The organism is Bosea sp. 124 (assembly GCF_003046175.1).
Classification (GTDB): domain Bacteria; phylum Pseudomonadota; class Alphaproteobacteria; order Rhizobiales; family Beijerinckiaceae; genus Allobosea.
The window spans coordinates 2,308,086-2,327,749 of record NZ_PZZM01000001.1; the positions used below are offsets into that span (position 1 = coordinate 2,308,086).

General features: G+C 67.8%; 22 protein-coding genes. 15 read left to right on the forward strand and 7 right to left on the reverse strand.

All coding sequences use genetic code 11. The features are described 5' to 3' along the window. Nucleotides 1-9 precede the first annotated feature (9 nt). The 6 genes from C8D03_RS10860 to C8D03_RS10885 form a co-directional block, all read right to left on the reverse strand. Nucleotides 10-282, reverse strand: a complete 273-nt coding sequence (locus C8D03_RS10860; protein ID WP_108046271.1) for a flagellar hook capping FlgD N-terminal domain-containing protein — start codon at nucleotides 280-282, stop codon at nucleotides 10-12. Between the two features lie 55 nt (nucleotides 283-337). Beyond that, nucleotides 338-802, reverse strand: a complete 465-nt coding sequence (flbT, locus tag C8D03_RS10865; RefSeq protein WP_108046272.1) for a flagellar biosynthesis repressor FlbT — start codon at nucleotides 800-802, stop codon at nucleotides 338-340. Between the two features lie 20 nt (nucleotides 803-822). Next, a complete protein-coding gene (flaF, locus tag C8D03_RS10870) occupies nucleotides 823-1,170 on the reverse strand; it encodes a flagellar biosynthesis regulator FlaF (protein ID WP_108046273.1) in 348 nt (115 codons plus the stop codon). A gap of 140 nt (nucleotides 1,171-1,310) precedes the next feature. Continuing rightward, a complete protein-coding gene (locus C8D03_RS10875; protein ID WP_108046274.1) occupies nucleotides 1,311-2,363 on the reverse strand; it encodes a flagellar hook-associated family protein in 1,053 nt (350 codons plus the stop codon). Nucleotides 2,364-2,367: 4 nt separating this feature from the next. Further along, a complete protein-coding gene (flgK, locus tag C8D03_RS10880; RefSeq protein ID WP_108046275.1) occupies nucleotides 2,368-3,849 on the reverse strand; it encodes a flagellar hook-associated protein FlgK in 1,482 nt (493 codons plus the stop codon). 51 nt (nucleotides 3,850-3,900) lie between these two features. Next, a complete protein-coding gene (locus tag C8D03_RS10885; RefSeq protein WP_108046276.1) occupies nucleotides 3,901-5,166 on the reverse strand; it encodes a flagellar hook protein FlgE in 1,266 nt (421 codons plus the stop codon). A 448-nt stretch (nucleotides 5,167-5,614) separates the two neighbouring features. Here C8D03_RS10885 and C8D03_RS10890 point away from each other — a divergent pair, with 448 nt between their 5' ends. From C8D03_RS10890 to fliP, 11 genes are all read left to right on the forward strand, one after another. Further along, on the forward strand, nucleotides 5,615-6,289 hold the full coding sequence (locus tag C8D03_RS10890; protein WP_108046277.1) for a response regulator transcription factor: 675 nt from the start codon (nucleotides 5,615-5,617) through the stop codon (nucleotides 6,287-6,289). Nucleotides 6,290-6,516: 227 nt separating this feature from the next. Then, a complete protein-coding gene (flgB, locus tag C8D03_RS10895; protein WP_108046278.1) occupies nucleotides 6,517-6,897 on the forward strand; it encodes a flagellar basal body rod protein FlgB in 381 nt (126 codons plus the stop codon). Nucleotides 6,898-6,952: 55 nt separating this feature from the next. After that, on the forward strand, nucleotides 6,953-7,372 hold the full coding sequence (gene flgC / locus C8D03_RS10900) for a flagellar basal body rod protein FlgC (RefSeq protein ID WP_108046279.1): 420 nt from the start codon (nucleotides 6,953-6,955) through the stop codon (nucleotides 7,370-7,372). Continuing rightward, the gene (gene fliE / locus C8D03_RS10905) at nucleotides 7,372-7,710 is read left to right on the forward strand and encodes a flagellar hook-basal body complex protein FliE (protein ID WP_108046280.1); all 339 of its coding nucleotides are present in this window, start codon (nucleotides 7,372-7,374) and stop codon (nucleotides 7,708-7,710) included. Before flgC ends, fliE begins: the two co-directional genes overlap by 1 nt. 13 nt (nucleotides 7,711-7,723) lie before the next feature. Then, entirely contained in the window at nucleotides 7,724-8,512 is a 789-nt protein-coding gene (gene flgG / locus C8D03_RS10910) for a flagellar basal-body rod protein FlgG (protein WP_108046281.1), read from the forward strand. An 11-nt stretch (nucleotides 8,513-8,523) separates the two neighbouring features. Next, the gene (flgA, locus tag C8D03_RS10915; RefSeq protein ID WP_108046282.1) at nucleotides 8,524-8,991 is read left to right on the forward strand and encodes a flagellar basal body P-ring formation chaperone FlgA; all 468 of its coding nucleotides are present in this window, start codon (nucleotides 8,524-8,526) and stop codon (nucleotides 8,989-8,991) included. Next, nucleotides 8,991-10,109 carry a flagellar basal body P-ring protein FlgI gene (flgI, locus tag C8D03_RS10920; protein WP_108046283.1) on the forward strand — a complete coding sequence of 373 codons (1,119 nt, stop codon included), beginning with the start codon at nucleotides 8,991-8,993 and terminating at the stop codon, nucleotides 10,107-10,109. Before flgA ends, flgI begins: the two co-directional genes overlap by 1 nt. 186 nt (nucleotides 10,110-10,295) lie before the next feature. Next, nucleotides 10,296-10,832, forward strand: a complete 537-nt coding sequence (locus C8D03_RS10925; protein WP_146170147.1) for a MotE family protein — start codon at nucleotides 10,296-10,298, stop codon at nucleotides 10,830-10,832. Beyond that, on the forward strand, nucleotides 10,829-11,533 hold the full coding sequence (gene flgH, locus C8D03_RS10930) for a flagellar basal body L-ring protein FlgH (protein WP_108046285.1): 705 nt from the start codon (nucleotides 10,829-10,831) through the stop codon (nucleotides 11,531-11,533). Before C8D03_RS10925 ends, flgH begins: the two co-directional genes overlap by 4 nt. Continuing rightward, nucleotides 11,533-12,045 (forward strand): flagellar basal body-associated FliL family protein, encoded by a 513-nt coding sequence (locus tag C8D03_RS10935; RefSeq protein WP_108046286.1) that lies wholly within the window; start codon nucleotides 11,533-11,535, stop codon nucleotides 12,043-12,045. Before flgH ends, C8D03_RS10935 begins: the two co-directional genes overlap by 1 nt. Beyond that, the gene (fliP, locus tag C8D03_RS10940) at nucleotides 12,045-12,779 is read left to right on the forward strand and encodes a flagellar type III secretion system pore protein FliP (RefSeq protein ID WP_465246468.1); all 735 of its coding nucleotides are present in this window, start codon (nucleotides 12,045-12,047) and stop codon (nucleotides 12,777-12,779) included. Before C8D03_RS10935 ends, fliP begins: the two co-directional genes overlap by 1 nt. Before the next feature lie 81 nt (nucleotides 12,780-12,860). Here fliP and C8D03_RS10945 read toward each other — a convergent pair whose 3' ends face one another. Then, the gene (locus C8D03_RS10945; protein WP_108046288.1) at nucleotides 12,861-14,117 is read right to left on the reverse strand and encodes an aminopeptidase; all 1,257 of its coding nucleotides are present in this window, start codon (nucleotides 14,115-14,117) and stop codon (nucleotides 12,861-12,863) included. Nucleotides 14,118-14,266: 149 nt separating this feature from the next. Here C8D03_RS10945 and C8D03_RS10950 point away from each other — a divergent pair, with 149 nt between their 5' ends. The 4 genes from C8D03_RS10950 to C8D03_RS10965 all read left to right on the forward strand — a co-directional run bounded on the left by C8D03_RS10950 (nucleotide 14,267) and on the right by C8D03_RS10965 (nucleotide 19,641). Then, complete coding sequence (locus tag C8D03_RS10950) at nucleotides 14,267-15,472, forward strand: diaminopropionate ammonia-lyase (protein WP_108051498.1); 1,206 nt, start codon at nucleotides 14,267-14,269, stop codon at nucleotides 15,470-15,472. Nucleotides 15,473-15,644: 172 nt separating this feature from the next. Continuing rightward, complete coding sequence (locus tag C8D03_RS10955; protein ID WP_108046289.1) at nucleotides 15,645-16,226, forward strand: GbsR/MarR family transcriptional regulator; 582 nt, start codon at nucleotides 15,645-15,647, stop codon at nucleotides 16,224-16,226. Further along, a complete protein-coding gene (gene cydD, locus C8D03_RS10960) occupies nucleotides 16,223-17,938 on the forward strand; it encodes a thiol reductant ABC exporter subunit CydD (protein ID WP_108046290.1) in 1,716 nt (571 codons plus the stop codon). The genes C8D03_RS10955 and cydD overlap by 4 nt, the downstream gene beginning before the upstream one ends. Continuing rightward, complete coding sequence (locus C8D03_RS10965) at nucleotides 17,935-19,641, forward strand: amino acid ABC transporter ATP-binding/permease protein (RefSeq protein WP_108046291.1); 1,707 nt, start codon at nucleotides 17,935-17,937, stop codon at nucleotides 19,639-19,641. Before cydD ends, C8D03_RS10965 begins: the two co-directional genes overlap by 4 nt. The last annotated feature ends 23 nt before the right edge of the window (nucleotides 19,642-19,664 follow it).

Here is a 19,664-nt window from a genome sequence, read left to right on the forward strand (position 1 = left end):
GCCGGCCCCTCACGTTTCGGTGGTCGTGGGCTTCAGCGCCTCGAGTCCGGCGATGATCTGGTCGAGCTTGGCATTGGTCGTGACCGACTGCTCGACCTGCGACAGGGAGGCGAATTGCTGGACGTATTGCGCCGGATCGGTCGGGTTGGTCGGATCCTGGTTCTTCGCCTGCGCGATCAGGAGTTGCAGGAAGGTGTTGTAGTCGCCCATGGCGCTCTTGGCGTTGTTCGTCGACACCGAGCCGCCGTTCGTCGTCGTGTTCTGAATGCTGCTTACGTCCATGATCGCCTCTGCAATGTTGGAAGCCGCGCGCCTGCCACCGGCCGGCGCGCCTGCTTCAAGCGACGTGCGAGTCGAGCCTCGCTGCGACGACCGCCATCTTCGGCATCGTCTTCTCGAAGATAGGCTCCCGAGCCTGCCCGGAGCTTGCGAGGATGGCGGCCTCGGCCGGGTAGAGCGCACGCAACTGCTTCAGCGCCTCGAAATGGCGCTCCTCGGCGATCAGCGCGTCGACGCGCTGCAGGCCGAGGAGAACGGTGGCATCCTCGAAGATACAGGCCGTCGTCATCAACATGCGGTCGAACAGCAGCCGGGCGGTGCCGGCGTTCTTCGGATCGATCAGCATCGTCTGCACGACGAAATAGAGCTGTCGCAGCGGGGTCGTCGTCTCGTCCGGCTGGATGACATGGGTTTCCAGCAGGAAGGTCGCGTCGTTCATCAGCTCGAGGCTGACCTTGCGATCGAATTTGAGGATCGCTCCGTTGATGTAGATCTTCTCGTGGGCGCGCAGGGAAAGGTTCATCGTCTTGTTCGTCCTCCGTATCAGGCCAGGCTGTCGCGGATCATCTTGTTGACGTCGATGACCGACTCGAAATCGTCGGACTGGCCGAGGCGGAGCGCCTCGCCCTGCCGCAGCGCGAACATCCCGATCGAGATCAGCGAGGCCCGCAAGGCTTCCGGCAGGGCGTTCTCGGCGCTGGCAAGATCCTCGATCAGCAAGGTCCATAGCCGGCGAAGGAAAGTCACGGCCTCGATGGTCTCCGGCGAGGCGGAGCCGGTCGGGCGGGCTTCCTCGAGCAGGACGACCGCCCGGTCGAGCGCGCGCCATTCGTTGGCGCGCGCCAGGGCGAAGTCGTCCTCGGCCACGGCCGCGTAGGAGTTGTGATACATGGAGCGTCTCCGGGGCTGGTTGGAGAGGGAATCTGGCGCGGTCGGCGCGCGGCTGTCCTGTCGCCCTGCCGTCTGGCGGGCGCCGGATCGATGTCGCGCAGTGGGGGCACCCCGGCGGCGGTGGCGGCCGGAGTCCGGGTTCAGCTCATATATTTCAGGATGTTCAACTGCTGGATCCTGACGGTGAGCGCGTAGGAGGTGTCGAGCTGTGTCGTGAGGTCGGTGACGCGCACATTCGCCTCATAGGGATCGACGTTCTCGAAGGCCTGGATCTGCTTGACCATGATGTCGCGCTGGATCGTCAGCCGTTCGCTCGAGACCTTGACCCGTTCCTCGATGGCGCCGAGCTGGGCCTGCGTCGCCGTCAGGCCGAGGATCGCCTTGTTGATGCTGTCGATGCTGGCATCGACGACCGCGCGGAAGGCATTGGTGTTGAGATTTTCGGTGCCGAGGTCGAAGGCCAGCGTATAGGCTATGGCCATGTCCCGCGTCGTCTGGGTGTTGGCGTTGGTCGAGACCTCGACGACCTCGCTCAGCGAGATGCGGCTGGTCATGTTCTGGTCGAGCGCCGAGGACCAGTTGGCGCCCCAGGCGGGGTCGGCGAACTGCGTCGGCAGCACCGTCTGCAGGAAGGTCGTCATATCGGCCTGCGTGATGTTCGCGACGCCGGGCGCATTCTGGGCGAAGCCGAAATATCCGCTGAAGGCCGCATCGATCGCCGCCTTGTTGGCCGGGGCCGGCGTGGCGAAATAGTCGGTGATCGGCCGCTGCTGCGTGTTGATGCCGGCGAAGACGAACTGCCCACTGGTCGAGGCATTGAGCGAGGCGGTCATCGCCTGGAGGTTGTTCTTGGCCTCCGACTTGAGCACATCGGCGCCCTTGTCGCCGTCGCGGACGCTGATCAGCGTGGCGAGGAATTTCTCGGCCGTCTCGCGCATGCCGTCCAGCGCCTTCTGCGTCACCTCGAGCCGCGAGGAGACGAGGCCGTTGGTGTCGACGATGCCGTTCAGCCGGTTGTACTGGTCGCGCAGGCCGATCGTCTTGCCGGTGCTGCCGCCCAGCGTCAGGCCGATATCGGCATGGCGCATCGTCGTGGCTTCCTGGGTGGCGTCGGCCAGGCTTTCCCGCGCCTTCAGCACCGCGCTGCGCAGCGTGCTCGACAGCGACTGGTTGGAGATGAAGCTCGTCTTCATGGTGTTACCTCACAGCCGCGAGCAATGCCGCCAGCATCCGGTCGATGGTGGTAATCAGGGTCGAGGAGGCGTTGAAGGAGCGCTCCAGCTCCATCATCAGGGTCATCTCCTCGTTGATGTCGACGCCGGTGACGTTGGAGAGCGCGGCCGTCGTGCGCTGGAGCAGTGCGGTCTCGTAGCCGAGCGTCTGCGTCGAGGTCTGGCGTTTGGCCTCGATCCAGCCGACCGATGAGCCGGCGAAACCGACAAGTGTGTCGGTCGGGTCCGCGCCGGTGACGGGGTCGAAGCTGCGGCCGGTGCCGAGGCTGGTCAGCAGGCCCTGGATGCGATCCGGGAAACCCGCTGCGCCCGAGGCGTTGTAATTGTAGTTGGGATCGAGCGGATCGGAGATGCCCCCGTCGCGCAGGCGGTCGAGATCGCCGCCCTGCGAGGGGTCGGCATTGGCATTGACGCGGATCGCGCCGGCGAGGCCCGCGACCATCACGCCGGTGGCCGGAATGGCGGCGGGGCCGGGCGGCGGTCCATAGGTGAACAGCCCGGCCTGGTCCGGCCCGACGCCGGTCTGGTCGCTTTCGGCGAAGACCTCGACGAGGCCGCGCGCGATCTCGTCGAGCTGGGTCTGATAGGTGACGGTGATCTCGTCGCGGACGATGGAGGAGCCGTAGATCTGGCCGGACTTGATCGGCATGATCGCGTTGGCGCCGGTCACCGGCACGCCGTCGACATGGACCGCGTTGCCGGAGGTGCCGGCCCCCAGCGAGAAGTTCGGCACCATCGACACCGAGCGCGGCACGGTCTCGAACAGCGTCACGCCGCCATCGGTGTAGATCACCATGTCGTTGTTCGGCCGGGTCGCCACGCTGATCCCGATCTCCTCCGATAGTTGCGAGAGGATGCGGTCGCGGGTGTCGAGCTGGTCGGTGATGTCGGCGCCGGACTGGCTGCCCTTGACGATGGCCTTGTTGGCGACCTCGAACTCGGCCAGGAGGCCGTTCACGCGATCGACGCCGAGCCTCATATCGGCATCGGCCTGCTGGCGCACGGTGCGGACGGTGTCGCTCGCCTCGTTGAGCGTGCGGACGAGCTCGGTCGCCTTGGTGAGGACGTTCTGGGCGAGCAGCGGGTCATCCGGCGTCACGCCGTATTGCTGGAGCGCGTTGGTCAGGTTGCCGAGCTTGGCCGCCAGCGACTGGTCGAGCTCCGGATCGTTCACCGTCGCCTCGAGCTGATCGAGCGCGTCAACGATCGCCTGCTGCGCCGAGGTCGTGGAGGTCGAGCCGAGCTTGGCCGAGAACAGGACCGAATCCATCGCACGGCTGATCGAGGCGACCCTCACCGCCCCGCCATAGGTCGTGACCAGGGTGCCGGCCTTGCGGTTGTAGTTCGGGTCGTCGGCGCCGGCGACGTTGCGGGAGAGGACGGAGGTCTGGGTCGAGGTCGCCGTCAGGGACGACTGCGCCACGTTCAGGGCTGATGAAAGGCTCATGGGTCGGTCCCCGTCTCTCTTTTTTGCGTCGTTTCAACCTTGCGCGTTCGTTCAGCGCTTCAGGTTGACCAGGACGTCGAGGATTTCGGACCCCGTCTGGAACACCTTGGAATTCGCCGTGTAGCTGCGCTGCGACTCGATCATCGCGGTCAGCTCGGTGGCGAGGTCGACATTCGACTGTTCGAGCGCGCCGGCCCGGATCGAGCCGAAGCTGCCGGTCTCGGGGAAGCCGACGATGACGTCGCCGGATTTGGCGCTGACCGAATAGACGTTGCCCGATTGCGGGGTGAGCTGGTCGGCGCTGGGCACCGTGGCGAGCGGGACCCGGTAGGTGGCGCGGCGCGCGCCGTTCTCGAAGACGGCATAGACCGTGCCGTCGTCGGCGATCTCGACCGTCTCGACCGCGCTCGGCGCATTGCCGTCGACGGCCAGTTCCAGGGCCGTCTCGCCGGTCGCGACCTGCGAGACCTGGCTGAAATCGATGGTCGCGGTGGAGCCGCCCGGGATCGCGACGGTGAAGGTCGCGGGCGCGGTGGTGAGCTGGCCGGTGGGGCCGAAGGCCAGCGGCACCGTCGCCAGGGCCGGGGAACCGGCGGCGCCATAAGGGAAGCCGCCTGCCGTCGCGGTCGACTGGTCGAAGACCACGGCCTGCCAGGTGTCCGGCGCGGTCCCGGTCTTGGCCATGTAGACGTCGAGGAACTTCTTGTTGCCGAGGCTGTCGTAGCTGACGATCGAGGCCTTGCTTGAATAGGTGCTGCCGGCGACGTTGTCGGAGGGCAGGACGCCGGGCGCGATCACCGTCGCATTCGAATCGAGCACGCCCTTCAGCGTTCCGCTGGTCGTCGGGGTCGCCTCGTAGGAGACGTTGGCGAGGTTGATGCGCTCGAGCCCGTCGAGGCTGTTGGCGACGACGGCCGGGTCGCCGTTCTGGATGGGATAGCCCATCAGGTAGAAGCCGGCCGAATTGACCAGTTCCTGGCTGCCGTTCTTCACGAAGGAGCCAGCGCGGGTCATGTAGGGCGTGCCGCCGGCATCGGTGACGATGAAGAAGCCGTTGCCCTTGATGGCGAGGTCCGTCTTCGAGGTCGAGCCCATGATCAGGCCCTCGTCGGAGATGGCGTAGCGGGTCGTGGTCTCGACGCCGCCCGAATTGTATTCGCTGTGATTGCCCTCGGAGATCAGCGAGGAGAATTCGGTCGAGGCCCGCTTGTAGCCGACCGTATTCACGTTGGCGATATTATCGCTGACCGCGCCCAGCTTGCTTCCCTGGGCGGCCATGCCCGAGACGCCGGTCCGCATGATACCAAAAATGCTCATCTGCCAATCTCCAAGCGAAGCTTTCGACTGGCATTCCATCCTGATTTGCTTGTGCGGAGCTTTCGGAATACGGCGTGTAAATATTTAGCCAAATCCCGATCTTGCCGGACGGTGGAATCAACGTGATTTCACTCATTATACTATAGGGCCTCAAGATCGGCGTCTTTGGCGCCCGGATGGCGCGTCCCGGGGGGCTGCATCCAGTCTCGCCAGACCAGTCGCCGCCTCATCAAAAGCGCAGCGCGGTCGTCGTCAATTTTTTTATGGTAAACAAAAAGTATATCTATTCAAATAAATCCGTATACGGGTCTTTAATCGAGGTTTCCGCAGTGTTTCTTCTCATGTCGCGATGCAGCATTATCGTGTTGACCCTTTCTAAGACGTTCCATAGCGTCACAGTGCTTCCAACTCATTCGAGATGGGGCGCTGACGATGCTGGGGGGTATCTATGTATATCGTGATCGACGACCGGGTCCTGGTGACCGAGGGGTATCAATCGCTGTTTACTGGCGAGGGCGTTCCCGCCATCGGCTTTACTCCGTCGCGCTTCCAGGAGTGGGTCGAGGACACGCCGGCCGACCATCTCAGCACCGTCGAGGCTTTCCTGATCGGTGACTGTGCGGAGCGCTCGACTTTCCCAACGATGATCCGCCGCCGTTCGCAGGCGCCGGTGATCGCGATGAACGAGGCCAGCTCGCTCGAGAAGACGCTGGAACTGTTTGCCGCCGGCGTCGACGACGTGGTTCGCAAGCCGGTCCATGTCCGCGAGATCCTGGCGCGGGTCAACGCGATGCAGCGCCGCTCCGAGAAGCGGCGCTCGAGCGACGACGAGGTCACGCTCGGCGAGATCAAGGTCCATTTCGACGGCAGCGACCCGGAGGTCGCGGGCGAGCTGATGGCGCTGCCGCGCCGCGAACGCCGCATCCTCGAATTCCTGATGCGCAACCGCGGACGCTGGGTCACCAAGACGCAGGTCTTCAACGCCGTCTACGGCCTGTTCGATGCCGAGGTGGACGAGGCCGTGGTCGAAAGCCATGTCAGCAAGCTGCGCAAGAAGCTGCGCACGAAGCTCGGTTACGATCCGATCGATTCCAAGCGCTATCTCGGCTACACGATTTCCTGACGCCTCACCCCGGCCGCATGGCCGGGGGCGCCGTGCACCGCCGGCAGGGCGGCGATTTTGCGCGTCCGGCGCTGCAAGCAATCCGCCAGTTCTCTGCAGCTCGCCCGGTCTCAGACATTCGCTACGTCTTTATTGTCCGAGACGCCTTTATTGCTACAATTGCCGACGACAGCTTCACGCAAGTCAATCCTCCTAGTGTTGCATTGCAACGACCATGGAGGCTTCGGGTGGAGCCAGTTCATCTCTTCGATCTCGCCGCCAAGCAATCGCATTGGCTCGCCGTTCGACAGAACGCCGTTTCGCAGAACATCGCGAATGCCAATACACCGCGCTACACGGCCGTCGATGTCGAGCCCTTCGAGGCCATCGTCAGAAAGACGACGCTCTCGGTCGCCGCGACCGCGCCGAACCATATCACCTCGACCCCTGCCGAGACGCTGACGGCCCGGCCGCGCAAGTCGGACAGCTGGTCGACCGTCCATTCCGGCAATTCGGTCAGCCTGGAGCAGGAAATGCTCAAGGCCGGAGACATCAGCCGCAACTACGCCTTCACGACGAACATCGTGAAAAGCTTCCACCGGATGATGATGACGGCGGTCAAGGGCTGACCTGCCCCGCGCCAGCTCTTGTCAGCCCAATTCTTGCCGCAGGTGAGTATAGACCATGATCGATCCCATTGATGCTTCGCTGCGTATCGCCGGCGCCGGTCTCCAGGCCCAGTCGACCCGCGTGCGCGTCGTCTCGGAAAACCTCGCCAATGCCCAGTCGACCGGGACCACGCGCGGCGCTGATCCCTATCGCCGCAAGACGGTGACCTTCGAGAACGCAATGAACCGGGCGATGGGCGTCTCGCTCGTCAAGATCAAGGGTGTCGGCGTCGACAAGGCGCCGTTCCGCGTCGAGTTCGAGCCGAGCCATCCGGCCGCCGACGACAAGGGCTACGTCAAGATGCCGAACGTCTCGATGCTGCTCGAAATGGCGGACATGCGCGAGGCGAACCGCTCCTACGAGGCCAACCTGCAGATGATCAAGCAGGCGCGCTCGATGCAATCCATGACCATCGATCTTTTGAGGAACGGCTGATGCTCAACGCGATTTCCGCGCTCGCCCCCGTTGCGAGCCAGGTTACCCAGGGCCTGCAGAACATCAGCGCTTCGGGCATCCGGCCGGGCCTCGGTGCCGAGGCCGCAGCCGCCAGTCCCGGCGCCGATTTCGGCTCGGTCTTTGCCGGGGTGGCGCAGAATTTCGTCGACAACCTGCAGCAGGGCGAGGCCCAGGCCGTCGCCGGCGTGCAAGGCAAGGCTGCGGTGCAGGACGTGGTCCAGGCGGTGATGTCGGCGGAGCAGTCGCTGCAGCTCGCGATGGCGATGCGCGACAAGGTCGTCGCCGCCTACCAAGAATTCATCCACATGGCGATCTGAGGAACCAGTAAAAATGAAAGTCCTTGCCATCGCCGCGACCGGCATGAGCGCCCAGCAGCTCAATGTCGAAGTCATCGCCAACAACATCGCCAACATCAATACCACGTCCTTCAAGCGGGCGCGGCCGGAATTCACCGATCTGCTCTACCAGACCGAGCGCTCGCGCGGCGTGCCCAATCGCGGCGGCGACGGCTCGATTCCGGAAGGCGCCTCGCTCGGTCTCGGCGTGCGCGCCGCCGCCATCCGCAACCTGCACATCCAGGGCGCGATGACGCAGACCGGCAACCGGCTCGACCTCGCCATCGACGGGCGCGGCTGGTTCAAGATCACGGCGCCGGAGGGCGAGACGCTTTATGCCCGCGCCGGCACCTTCAACACCAATGCCGATGGCGACATCGTCACGGCGGACGGCTACCTGCTCGATCCCGTGATCCGGGTTCCGGCCGATGCGGTCGACGTGACGGTGAACGAATCCGGCCTGGTGCTCGCCAAGATCCCAGGCGAGGTCCAGCCGCGCCAGCTCGGCCAGATGAGCCTGGCGAACTTCGCCAACGATGCCGGACTCGAGCCGCTCGGCGGCAATCTCTACCGCGAGACCGTGGCCTCCGGCCAGCCGCGGGATGGCAACCCGACCAGCATCGGCTTCGGCAAGCTGCGCCAGGGCTATCTCGAGGCATCGAACGTCGATCCCGTGAAGGAGATCACGGCGCTGATCGCGGCGCAGCGCGCCTATGAGATGAACGCCAAGGTCATCACGGCCGCCGACCAGATGGCCGGCACCGTCTCCAACGGCATCCGCTGAGGAAACTTGCCATGGCTCATCCGTCGATTCGATCCCCGCTGCTCGCCGCCGCCCTGCTCGTGCTGTCCGTTCTCGGCCCGGCGCAGGCCGCGCCGGACGGCGTCATGCTGCCGGTGCCGGCGGTGACGCTCTATCCCGGCGACGTCATCAGCGACGCGCATCTGGTCGACCGGGCATTCCGGATGGGCGCGCGGGTATCGATCGACAACCGCCTCGCGGTGGTCGGAAAGGTGGCGCGGCGGACCTTGCTGCCGGGCCAGCCCATTCCGCTGAACGCGGTCGACGACCCCAAGGTGGTACGGCGCGGGGTGCCGACGCAGGTCGTCTTCCGCGAGAGCGATCTCGTCATCACGGGCATCGTCGAACCGATGGCGTCGGCTTCGGTCAACGAAATGGTCAAGGCGCGCAACCCGGATACCGGGCTCATGGTCGTCGGCGTCGTCCAGGCCGACGGCACCATCCGCGTCGGGAGCGAATGATGGCGTTCACCTCGCGACTGCTCGCATTCGCCTGCGCCCTGGCGATGGCGCTCCAATGCGTCGCGCCAGCCCAGGCCTCGGTGCGGATCAAGGACATCGCCGGCCTCCAGGGGGTGCGCGACAACCAGCTCGTCGGCTACGGGCTCGTCATCGGGCTGCAGGGCACGGGCGACAGCATCCGCAACTCGCCCTTCACCGGGCAGGCCCTGCAATCGATGCTCGACCGGCTCGGCGTCAATGTCCGCAATTCGGCGCTGCGCACGCGCAATGTCGCGGCGGTGATCGTGACGGCCGACCTGCCGCCCTTCGCCGGGCGCGGCAGCCGGATCGACGTCTCCGTCGCCTCGATGGGCGATGCCACCTCGCTGCTCGGCGGTACGCTGGTCGTGACCTCGCTGCTCGCGGCGGACGGGCAGACCTATGCGCTGGCGCAGGGACGGCTCAACGTCTCCGGCTTCTCGGTCCAGGGCGAAGCGGAACGGCTGACGCAGGGCGTCTCGACGGCCGCGCGGATTCCGGGCGGGGCGCTGGTCGAGCGCCAGGTCGCCGACCAGCTCTCCAACCTGCATGTCCTGTCACTCGAACTGCGGAATCCCGATTTCGTCACGGCCGAGCGGGTCGCGAGCGCGATCAATACCTTCAGCCGCGATCACTACAAGGCGACGGTAGCTTTCGCCCTCGACCATCGCACGATCAGCCTGACCCGCCCGGCCAACATGTCGACCGCGCGCTTCATCGCCGAGATCGAGCGCCTGACGCTGGAGCCGGATTCGCCGGCGCGGGTGGTGGTCGACGAGCGCACCGGCACGGTCGTGATCGGCCGCGACGTCAAGATCTCCACTGTCGCGGTGACGCATGGCAACCTGACCGTCCGCGTCACCGAGACGCCGGCCGTCTCGCAGCCCGAGCCGCTGAGCGGGGGCCAGACCGTGGTGGTTCCACGCACCCAGATCGAGGCGCAGCAGGGCAATGGCAGGCTCGCCATCATCAACGGCGCCAACCTGCACACGCTGGTGCGCGGCCTCAACCAGATCGGCCTGAAGCCCGCCGGCATCATCGCGATCCTGCAGGCGATCAAGACGGCCGGGGCCCTGCAGGCGGACCTCGTCGTGCAGTAGCGGCTCGCTTCCTTCGGAAGCGGTCTGATCGTTCCCTCAGCCCTCGCCTTCGAGGGGCCGCGCGGCGGCGTCCCGGGATGAGCGTCAAGGGCCATCGTGGACGGCTTGCCGAGCGCCAGCCCCGCGAAAGCATCGTCAAGTAGACATCCAGAAGATCCTTCAGGCGAGTTGTAAAGAATGCAGCCGATGAGCTCTCTTGTCCTGTCGCTCCTGCCGGCGCTGCTGCTGACATGCGTCGCCGGCCAGGCCGGGGCGCAGACCCAGACGCCGAAGACGGTGCCGGCCGTGGCCGCGGCGTCGACCTCGGATGCAGCGACCTTCTGCTCGGCGCTCCGCGACCCTGCGGCGGAGGCCCGCTTCGCCTGGCAGGCGAACACGCTGAAAGGGCTCGAGGCCAAGCTCGCCGACACGCTCAAGAAGCTCGACGAGCGCAAGGCCGAACTCCAGCTCATGACCGACCAGCGCGCCGCCGAAGTCAAGCAGGCCGAGGCGCGGATGACCGAGATCTTCTCGCGGATGCGCCCCGATGCCGCCGCGCTCCAGCTCGCGACGATGGACCAGGCGGTCGCCGTCGCGGTGCTGGGCAAGCTGACGCCGCGGGCGGCGAGTGCCGTCCTCAACGAGATGGAGGCGGCGCGTGCCGCCCAGCTCGCCGAAGTCATGGGCGGCCGGCGCAGCCCGCCGCTGACCAGAACGCCCCCAACCGGAGCCCCGTCCCGATGAAGGTCATCATTCTCGCGGCTTGCGCCGTCACGCTCGCCGGTTGCGGCATGGACATGTCCGAACTCAACCGCGAGCCCCAGCTCTCGCGCGTCGGCAGCGGCCTCGTGACGCAACGCGACGCCATCCCGCTCGGCACGCCGCCGGGCCGCGGCGTCGATGTCGCGTTCAACTCGATCTATACGCGCCAGAGCGAGGATCTCTTCCGCGACACCCGCGCGATGAAGACCGGCGACGTCGTCACGGTGAAGATCTCGATCAACGACAAGGCCAAGCTCGACAACAAGTCGGACCGCTCGCGCAACTCGGCGGCGAAATTCGGCCTCGGCTTCCTCGCCGACTTCAACGGCGCTTCGGGCGACGCTTCGGCGAGCGCCAATGCGAGTTCGGATTCGTCGTCGCGCGGCCGGGGCCTGACCGACCGCTCCGAGGAGGTCGAGATGTCGGTCGCGGCCGTCGTCACGGAGATCCTGCCGAACGGCAATCTGGTGATCAACGGCTCGCAGGAGGTGCGCGTGAACTACGACATGCGCGTGCTGAACGTGACCGGCATCGTGCGTCCGCGCGATATCACCGGCAACAACACGGTGTCCTATGAGAAGATCGCCGAGGCGCGGATCGCCTATGGCGGCCGCGGCCGCGGCATGGAGGTGCAGCAGCCGGCCTGGGGCCATCAGATCTTCGACAAGGTCACCCCCTTCTGATGGCGCTGTCCCCGACCAGGCTGCCGGGCGCCCGCAAGCGCCGCGCGCCCTCGCGAAAGGCCCTGCTCGCCGTCGCGCCCGTCGCGATCCTGACCGCGCTGGCTGCCGGAGCCGGCACGCTCTGGGGCCTGCGCGTCATAGGTACGGTCGAGAGCACGGTGATGAAGCGGATGGAGGCGGCGACGCCCGACCTCGCCGTCAACGCGCAGATGACCGGAACGCTGGTGCTGAAGAAGCTCGCGCCGATCGTGACCAATCTGGCCGCGCCCGCCAATACCTGGGTGCGTCTCGAGGCGGCACTGCTGATGGAGCAAAAGGCGGCAGCGACCGCCGATCCGCTCATCGGCGCCATCACCGAGGACATCCTCGGCTTCCTGCGCAGCGTTACGGCGCAGCAGATGGAAGGGGCAGCCGGCCTGCGCAACCTGCGCGAGGACCTGCTGGAGCGGGTCGCGATCCGCTCCAAGGGTCTCGTGCGCGACATCGTCATCGAAACCCTGGTCGTCCAGTGATCAAACTCCTCGCGACGCTTCTCATCCTGCTGGCCAGCATCGTCGGCGCGCAGGCGCAGTCCTTCGGCCTCGACGGTCTGCTGCCGCAGGGCGGCGCCTCGGCCTCGGGACGCATCGTCCAGATCGTGGCGATGCTCACGATCCTCTCGGTGGCGCCCGGCCTGCTGATGATGGTCACGAGCTTCAGCCGCTTCGTGATCGCGCTGTCCTTCCTGCGCTCGGGGCTCGGCCTGCAGAGCACGCCGGCCAACCTGATCCTGATCAGCCTGGCGCTGTTCATGACCTTCTTCGTGATGGCGCCGACCTTCGACAGGGCCTGGCAGGACGGCGTGCTGCCGCTGGTCGAGAGCAAGATCAGCGAAGGCGAGGCCTATACCAAAATCACCGCGCCGTTCCGGGACTTCATGCTGGCGCAGACCCGGCCGCAGGATCTGCGCCTCTTCGCCGACATCGCGCCGCCGAGCATCCGCCCGGTCGATCCGGCGCAGGCGGTCGATCTGCGCGTGCTGATCCCGTCCTTCATGATCTCGGAGCTGCGGCGGGCTTTCGAGATCGGCTTCCTGATCGCGCTGCCCTTCCTGGTGATCGACATGATCGTAGCGACGATCGTGATGTCGATGGGCATGATGATGCTGCCGCCGACCGTGATCTCGCTGCCGTTCAAGGTGATCTTCTTCGTCCTGATCGACGGCTGGAACCTGCTGATCGGCGGGCTCGTGCGGTCGTTCAGTTAGCGGCGCGCGAATCGTCTCCCTCGCACGTCATTCCGGGGCTGCGCTTCGCCGGCCCGGAATGACGGCGCGCTGTCGGCCCGCTCAGGCCCATTCGCCCTTGCGGAAGACCGGCACGCGACGGCCATCGGCGTGGACGCCGTCGATGTCGACCTGGTCGGAGCCGATCATCCAGTCGATATGGATGAAGCTCTTGTTGCCGCCCTGTGCCGCGATCTGCTCCGGCGTCAGCGTGGCGCCATCGAGGAAGCATTTCGAATAGCACTGGCCGAGCGCGATATGGCAGGCGGCGTTCTCGTCGAAGAGGGTGTTGAAGAACAGGAGCCCGCTTTTCGAGATCGGTGAGGAGTGCGGCACCAGAGCCACTTCGCCCAGCCGGGACGCGCCCTCGTCGGTGTCGAGCACCTTGGCGAGAACGTCGCCGCCGCGCGTCGCCTTTGCCTCGACGATGCGGCCGGCCTCGAAACGCACCTGAATCCCGTCGATCAGCGTGCCCTGATAGGAGAGCGGCTTGGTGCTGGCGACATGGCCCTCGACGCGCCGCGCATGCGGGGTGGTGAAGACCTCCTCGGTCGGGATGTTCGGGTTGCAGGTAATGCCGTTCTTGGCCGTCGAGGCGCCGCCCTGCCATTCATGGCCGTCGGCGAGCCCGACCGTCAGATCGGTGCCGGGGCCGGAGAAATGCAGGGCCTGGAAGCGCTGGCCGTTGAGCCATTGGGTGCGTGTCTTCAGCGTCGCGTTATGCGTGGCCCAGGCCGCGACCGGATCGCCCGCATCGACGCGCGAGGCCGCGAAGATCGCATCGGCGAGTTTTGCCACCGCGACGTCCTCGGCATCGCCCGGAAACACCCTGCGGGCCCAGGCGGCGGTCGGATAGGCCAGGATGTTCCAGTTGATGTCGAAGCCGGCGATCTTTTCGAGCGCGGGCTGGTAGGCGATGGAATTCGCCTTGCTGGCGCGCGAGACCTTGGCCGGGTCCTGGTCGGAGAGCAGCATCGGGTCGTCGCCGACGATGGCGAGGCGGGCGGTGTTGTTGGTGAACGCCTTGGCGACACCCTCATGCAGCCAGCCCGGTGCGCGGTCGAAGCTGTCGTCGCTGGCATAGCGATAGCGGGCAAGCGTGACCTCCTCGTCGGAGAGGATCGGCGTGACGAGGCCGGCGCCGGCCTTGTAGGCGTGCTCGGCGATCTTGCGCACCAGCGGCAGCGCCGCGACCGGCGCCGTCAGGAACAGATCCTGCCCCGGTTGCAGGTTCAGCCCGACCCGGACGGCGGCCTGCGCCAGCCTGTCGAGCTTCTCGGGGTCGATCGATGCGGGAATGCTGCGCTGATGAATGGTCATGGGGACGCCTGGGCTCATGTGTCGGGCGAATCTAGTGCAGAGTCGGCATCGCGCCAATGGACCGGCCCGTTTCCGCCATGCAGGATGGCGCCGTTTCCGCGAGCCGCCGCTCGCATTCCTTCCCCTGCCTTCTTCCGCGCGAGACCGCCATGTTCCTGCTCAACACGCATCCCGACCACCGCAAGCCGCTGCTGCCTGCCGATGCCGACTGTCTCGGTGGCGCGGCTGCCGACGAGGTCGAGCGCCAGCTTCGCCATCGCGAGAATTACGCGGTGACGCCGCTGCATGCATTGCCGGGGCTGGCGGCCGAGCTCGGCGTCGGGGCTGTGCATGTCAAGGATGAGGGGCACAGGCTTGGGCTGGGCAGCTTCAAGGCGCTGGGCGGTTCCTATGTCGTGGTCAAGCTCGTGCTGGAGGAGGCCTCGCGCCGGCTTGGGCGCCCGGTCGACATCGCCGAGCTACAGGCGCCGGAGGTGCGGGCCGTCGCGGCCGGCATGACCTTTTCCTGCGCGACCGATGGCAATCATGGCCGCTCGGTCGCGCAGGGCGCGCAGCTCGTCGGCGCGCAGGCGGCGATCTTCGTGCATTCAGGCGTCAGCGAGGAGCGCATCGCGGCGATCGCGCGCTTCGGCGCGACGATGATCCGGGCCGAAGGAACCTATGACGATTCGGTTGCCGAGGCGGCGCGGGTGTCGCAGGACAAGGGCTGGACCGTCGTCTCCGACACCTCCTGGCCGGGCTATGAACGGATCCCGGGGCTGGTGATGCAGGGCTACACCGCGCTGGTCGCCGAGGCGCTGCGCCAGATGCCGCAGCCCCCGACCCATGTCTTCGTGCAGGTCGGGGTGGGCGGCATCGCGGCTGCGGTCGCGGCTCATCTCGCTCTGGTGCTGGGCGAGACGCGGCCGGTCTTCGTCGCGGTCGATCCGGTGCGCGCCGCCTGCATGTTCGAGAGCGCGCGGGCCGGCGAGCCCGTCAAGGCGACTGTCGGCGAGCCGACCGTGATGGCGATGCTCGACTGCTACGAGCCCTCGCTCGTCGCCTGGCGCATCCTGTCGCGGGTCGCGGATGCCTTCATGACGGTCGAGGACGCGGATGCGGTCGCCGTGATGAACCGGCTGGCACGGCCGGCCGGCAACGACCCTGTCGTCGTCGCCGGCGAAAGCGGCGGCGCGGGCCTCGCCGGGCTGATCCGGGCGGCGGCCGATCCGGCGATCCGGGCCAAGCTCGGGCTCGATGCGATCTCGCGGGTCTTCGTCGTCAACACCGAAGGCGCCACCGACCCGGAGCGCTATGCGGAACTGGTCCATGGCGATCGAGCCGCCCCGGTCAGCGCGCCCGCATCCAAGCCTTGAGTGCAAGCCAGCCGCCGTCGCCTGATCCGGATGCGCCAGCGGGAAAGCCCCGCGCTGCCGCTTGATCAATCGCAATGCCCGCCCCGCATGGCTGTTCCAGCTTGCGGGGCGCTCTTCCTGTGCGTACATGTATTTCAGACATTTCTGAAAATACGGACGACTTGGAACACCGATGAAACTCTCGCCGCTCACCCAGGCCTTCGTGCTGCATTTCGGTGAAATGGGCAGCCGCTGGGGCATCAACCGAACGGTGGGGCAGATTTATGCGCTGCTCTACCTCTCCTCCGAGCCGCTTTGCGCCGACGATGTCGTCGAGCGACTCGGCGTGTCCCGCTCGAACGTCTCGATCGGCCTGCGCGAGCTGCAGGCTTGGAACCTCGTCCTGCTGAAACATCTGCCGGGCGACAGGCGCGATTTCTTCACGACCCCCGGCGATGTCTGGCAGATCCTGCGGACGCTGGCGGAGGAGCGGAAGAAGCGCGAGGTCGATCCGACCCTGTCGGTGCTGCGCGGGATTCTGATGCAGAATCCGGCCGACGAGGCCGAGCGGCATGCTCAGGCCCGGATGGCCGAGATGCATGGCCTGATCGAGCAGCTCACCACCTGGTATGACGACGTCAAGACGCTGGAGACCGACCGGCTCGCCATGCTGCTGGGGCTCGGCGCACGCGTCACCAAGATCCTCGAGGTCAAGGACAAGATCGTCTCGATCGGCCGTCCGCGCCGTCTCGCCGAAAAGCTGCCGGCGCCATGACGGCAGCCCCCGCAGGCGCTCCGGCCGCAGCCGCGTTGCATCGCCCCGATGGAGAGGCGATGGCGGAGCGGGGCAGCCGCGGGGCGATGCTGCTGCAGGTTGCGGGCGCGCTGCTCTGGCTGCCGCAGGCCTGGCTGATCGCCTTCGTCATCGGTGCCGTCGCAAGGGGCGGCGGTGTTCGCGATGCGCTATTGCCCGCGGTGGGCGTGCTGGCCCTCGGCGCCGGACGCTCCGTGTGCGAGGCGCTCGGCAGCCGAAAGGCGTTCCTCGAAGCGCGCGCCAGCCTGTCCCGGCGCCGGGAGGCGGCGGTCGCGGCGCTTGCGGCCGGCTCGCCGCTCGACCGCGCCCGGCCGGCCTCGGGGCTCGCCGCCAGCGTCGTCACCGAGCAGGCCGAGGCGCTGGTGCCCTATCAGGCCCGCTTCGGCCCGGCCCGCCTCAAGGCGACGCTCGTGCCGCTCGCCATCCTCTGCGCCGTGCTGCCCCTGTCCTGGGTGGCGGCGCTGGTGCTGCTGTTCTCGGCCCCGCTGATCCCGATCTTCATGGCGCTGATCGGCTGGCGCGCCAAGGCCGCGAGCGAGGCGCATCTCGCCGAGACCGGCAGCCTCAATGCCTTCCTGCTCGACCGCCTGCGCGGGCTCACCACGATCCGCGCGCTCGGCGCCGTCGACGCGACCGCGCTGCGGCTGCGGGTCCATGCCGAGGATCTGCGCCGGCGCACCATGGCGGTGCTGCGCGTCGCCTTCCTGTCCTCGGCGGTGCTGGAACTGTTCTCGGCGCTGGGCGTCGCGATGGTCGCGGTCTATGTCGGTTTCCACCTGCTCGATGCGCTGCCCTTCGGCGCCTGGGGCGAGCGACTCAGCCTGAGCGAGGGGCTCTTCATCCTGCTGCTGGCGCCGGCCTTCTTCGAGCCGCTGCGCGAATTGTCGGCGGTCTGGCACGACCGGGCCGCCGGGCAGGCCGCAATTGCGGCGCTGGATCAGGTGTCGCGCGGAGGGCTTGCGCTGGTCGATGCCGCGGGGCCTGGCCAGGAGGCTGGACCCGACAGGGGCCGCGCGGCCGACTTGCGGATCGAGGGCCTGAGCTTCGGCCATGCCGGCGCAGCGGACGCCGTGCTGGACGGCTTCGCTCTCAAGGTCGCGGCAGGCGAGCATGTCGCGATCCTCGGCCCCAGCGGCTCCGGCAAGTCGACGCTGCTGGCTCTCATCGCCGGGCTCGCGCCACCTGATAGCGGGAGCATCGCGATCGGCGGCACAAGGCTCGGCCCGGACAGTGCGGCGCGGCTGCGCCGGCGCATGGCCTGGATCGGCCAGCGATCGCATCTCTTCGCCGGGACGCTCGCCGGCAATGTCGCGCTGGGGCGCGACGGTCCCGGCCGTGCCGCCGTCGCCGACGCGCTGCGCATGGCGGCGCTGGACGATCTCGCCGGTGCGCGGCCGGGCGCCTCGATCGGCGAGGGCGGTGCCGGCCTCTCCGGCGGCGAGGGCTTGCGGCTCGCTCTGGCACGGGGCGCTGCCAACCCGCATGCGGACCTGATCCTTGCCGACGAGCCGACCGCCCATCTCGACGCCGCGACGGCCCGCGACATCACCGAGCGACTGCTCGCCTTCGCGGCGGGTCGCACGCTCGTGGTCGCAACCCATGATCCGGTGCTGGCTGCGCGGATGCACCGCGTCGTGCGGCTCGATCCGGAGCGGCTGGAGGGCGCGGCATGATGGCTTCGCTGCGTCCCCTGCGGCCGGTGCTGGTCTTTTTCCTTGCAGAGCGCCGCGGCGCGCTGCTGGGCGGCGCCTTGCTCGCCGCCGTCACGGTGCTCGCGGGCATCGCGCTGCTCGGCCTGTCCGGCTGGTTCATCACCGCGACCGCCATCGCCGGCCTGTCCTCGGCGACGGCCCTCGCCTTCGACGTCTTCGCGCCCTCGGCCGGCATCCGCCTGCTCGCGCTCTGCCGCACCGCCTCGCGCTATGGCGAGCGTCTGGTGACGCATGACGCTACGTTGCGGCTGCTGGCGGGCCTGCGCGAGCGGCTCTTTCGCGGCTGGGCCGGCCCCGACGCGGCGCGGCAGCTGCTGATGCGGCCGGCGCGGTTGTTGTTCCGGCTCACCGCCGATATCGACGCGCTCGATTCGCTCTATCTGCGCGTGCTGGCGCCGATGGCAGCGGCGCTGGTCACGGCTCTGGTGGTCGCCCTGGCGTTGACGTCGCTGCACCCGGCGCTTGGGCTCGGCGCCGGCATCTGGCTGCTGCTCGCCGGGCTCGGCCTGCCCGTGCTGGCTGCGACGCGGGCGCTCGGGCCGGCGCGGCGACGTGCCCATGCCAGCGAGGCGCTGCGGGCGCGGGCGATCGATCTCGTCGCGGGCCAGACCGATCTCGTCATGGCCGGCCGGCTCCCGGCCCAGTGCGCGGCGCTGGCGCTGGCGGACCGACGGCAGGCCGACAGCGACGATGCGCTCAACCGGATCGAGACGGGGGTCGGCATCGGTTTCGGCCTGGCCTCGGCCGTGCTCCTGTCCGGGACGCTGCTGGCGGTCGCGGCACTTGCCGAGGCGGGGCGAATCGGTGCGCCGGTGGCTGCGCTCGGCGTCCTGATCGCGCTCGCGGCGCTCGAGCCCTTTGCGGGCCTGCGGCGCGGGGGGCTCGAACTCGGCCGCACCCTGTTCGCGGCGCGGCGGATCGGGCCGCGCCTCGCGCCGGCCGAGCCGGCGGCGGGCCTGGCTCGCCCTTCCGGATCTGACCTCGCGGTGCGATTGGGCAGCGTCGACATCTGGCACGCGGGCGCGACCCAGCCGGCGCTCGCCGGGATCTCGCTATCGCTGCGGACCGGCGAGACGATCGCAGTGGTCGGGCCGAGCGGCGCGGGGAAATCGACGTTGCTGTCGGTCATCGCCGGCGAGATCGGACCCGGTCAGGGCCATGTCGAAGCCCTGCCGGCGACGCTGCTGACGCAGCGCAGCGAACTCTTCCAGGACAGCCTGCGCGATAATCTCCGCCTCGCCGCCCCGGCCGCCGACGATGTGCGCCTGATGGCCGCCCTGGTCTCGGCCGGGCTGCGCGCCGATGTCGAGGCGCTGCCGGCGGGGCTCGACAGCCGCGTCGGCGAAAACGGGCTCGGGCTGTCGGGTGGCCAGGCGCGGCGGCTGACCCTCGCCCGGCTGATCTTGCGCGACACGCCGCTCTGGCTGCTCGACGAGCCGACCGAAGGTCTGGACGGTGCGACCGCACGCGATGTGATGGCGCGCCTGCTGGCCTGCGCCAAGGACCGCCGCGAGGGGCGCTGCGTCGTCATCGCGACCCATGTCCGGCGCGAGGCCGAAGCCGCCGACCGCCTGATCGTCATGGAGCGCGGGCATGTGGTGTGCATGGCGCGGCGCGGCGAGCCGGCTTTCAAGGTCGCACTCGCGGCCTTGCGGCCGGACTGAACGGAATTTTGTTGCCGGCGCGG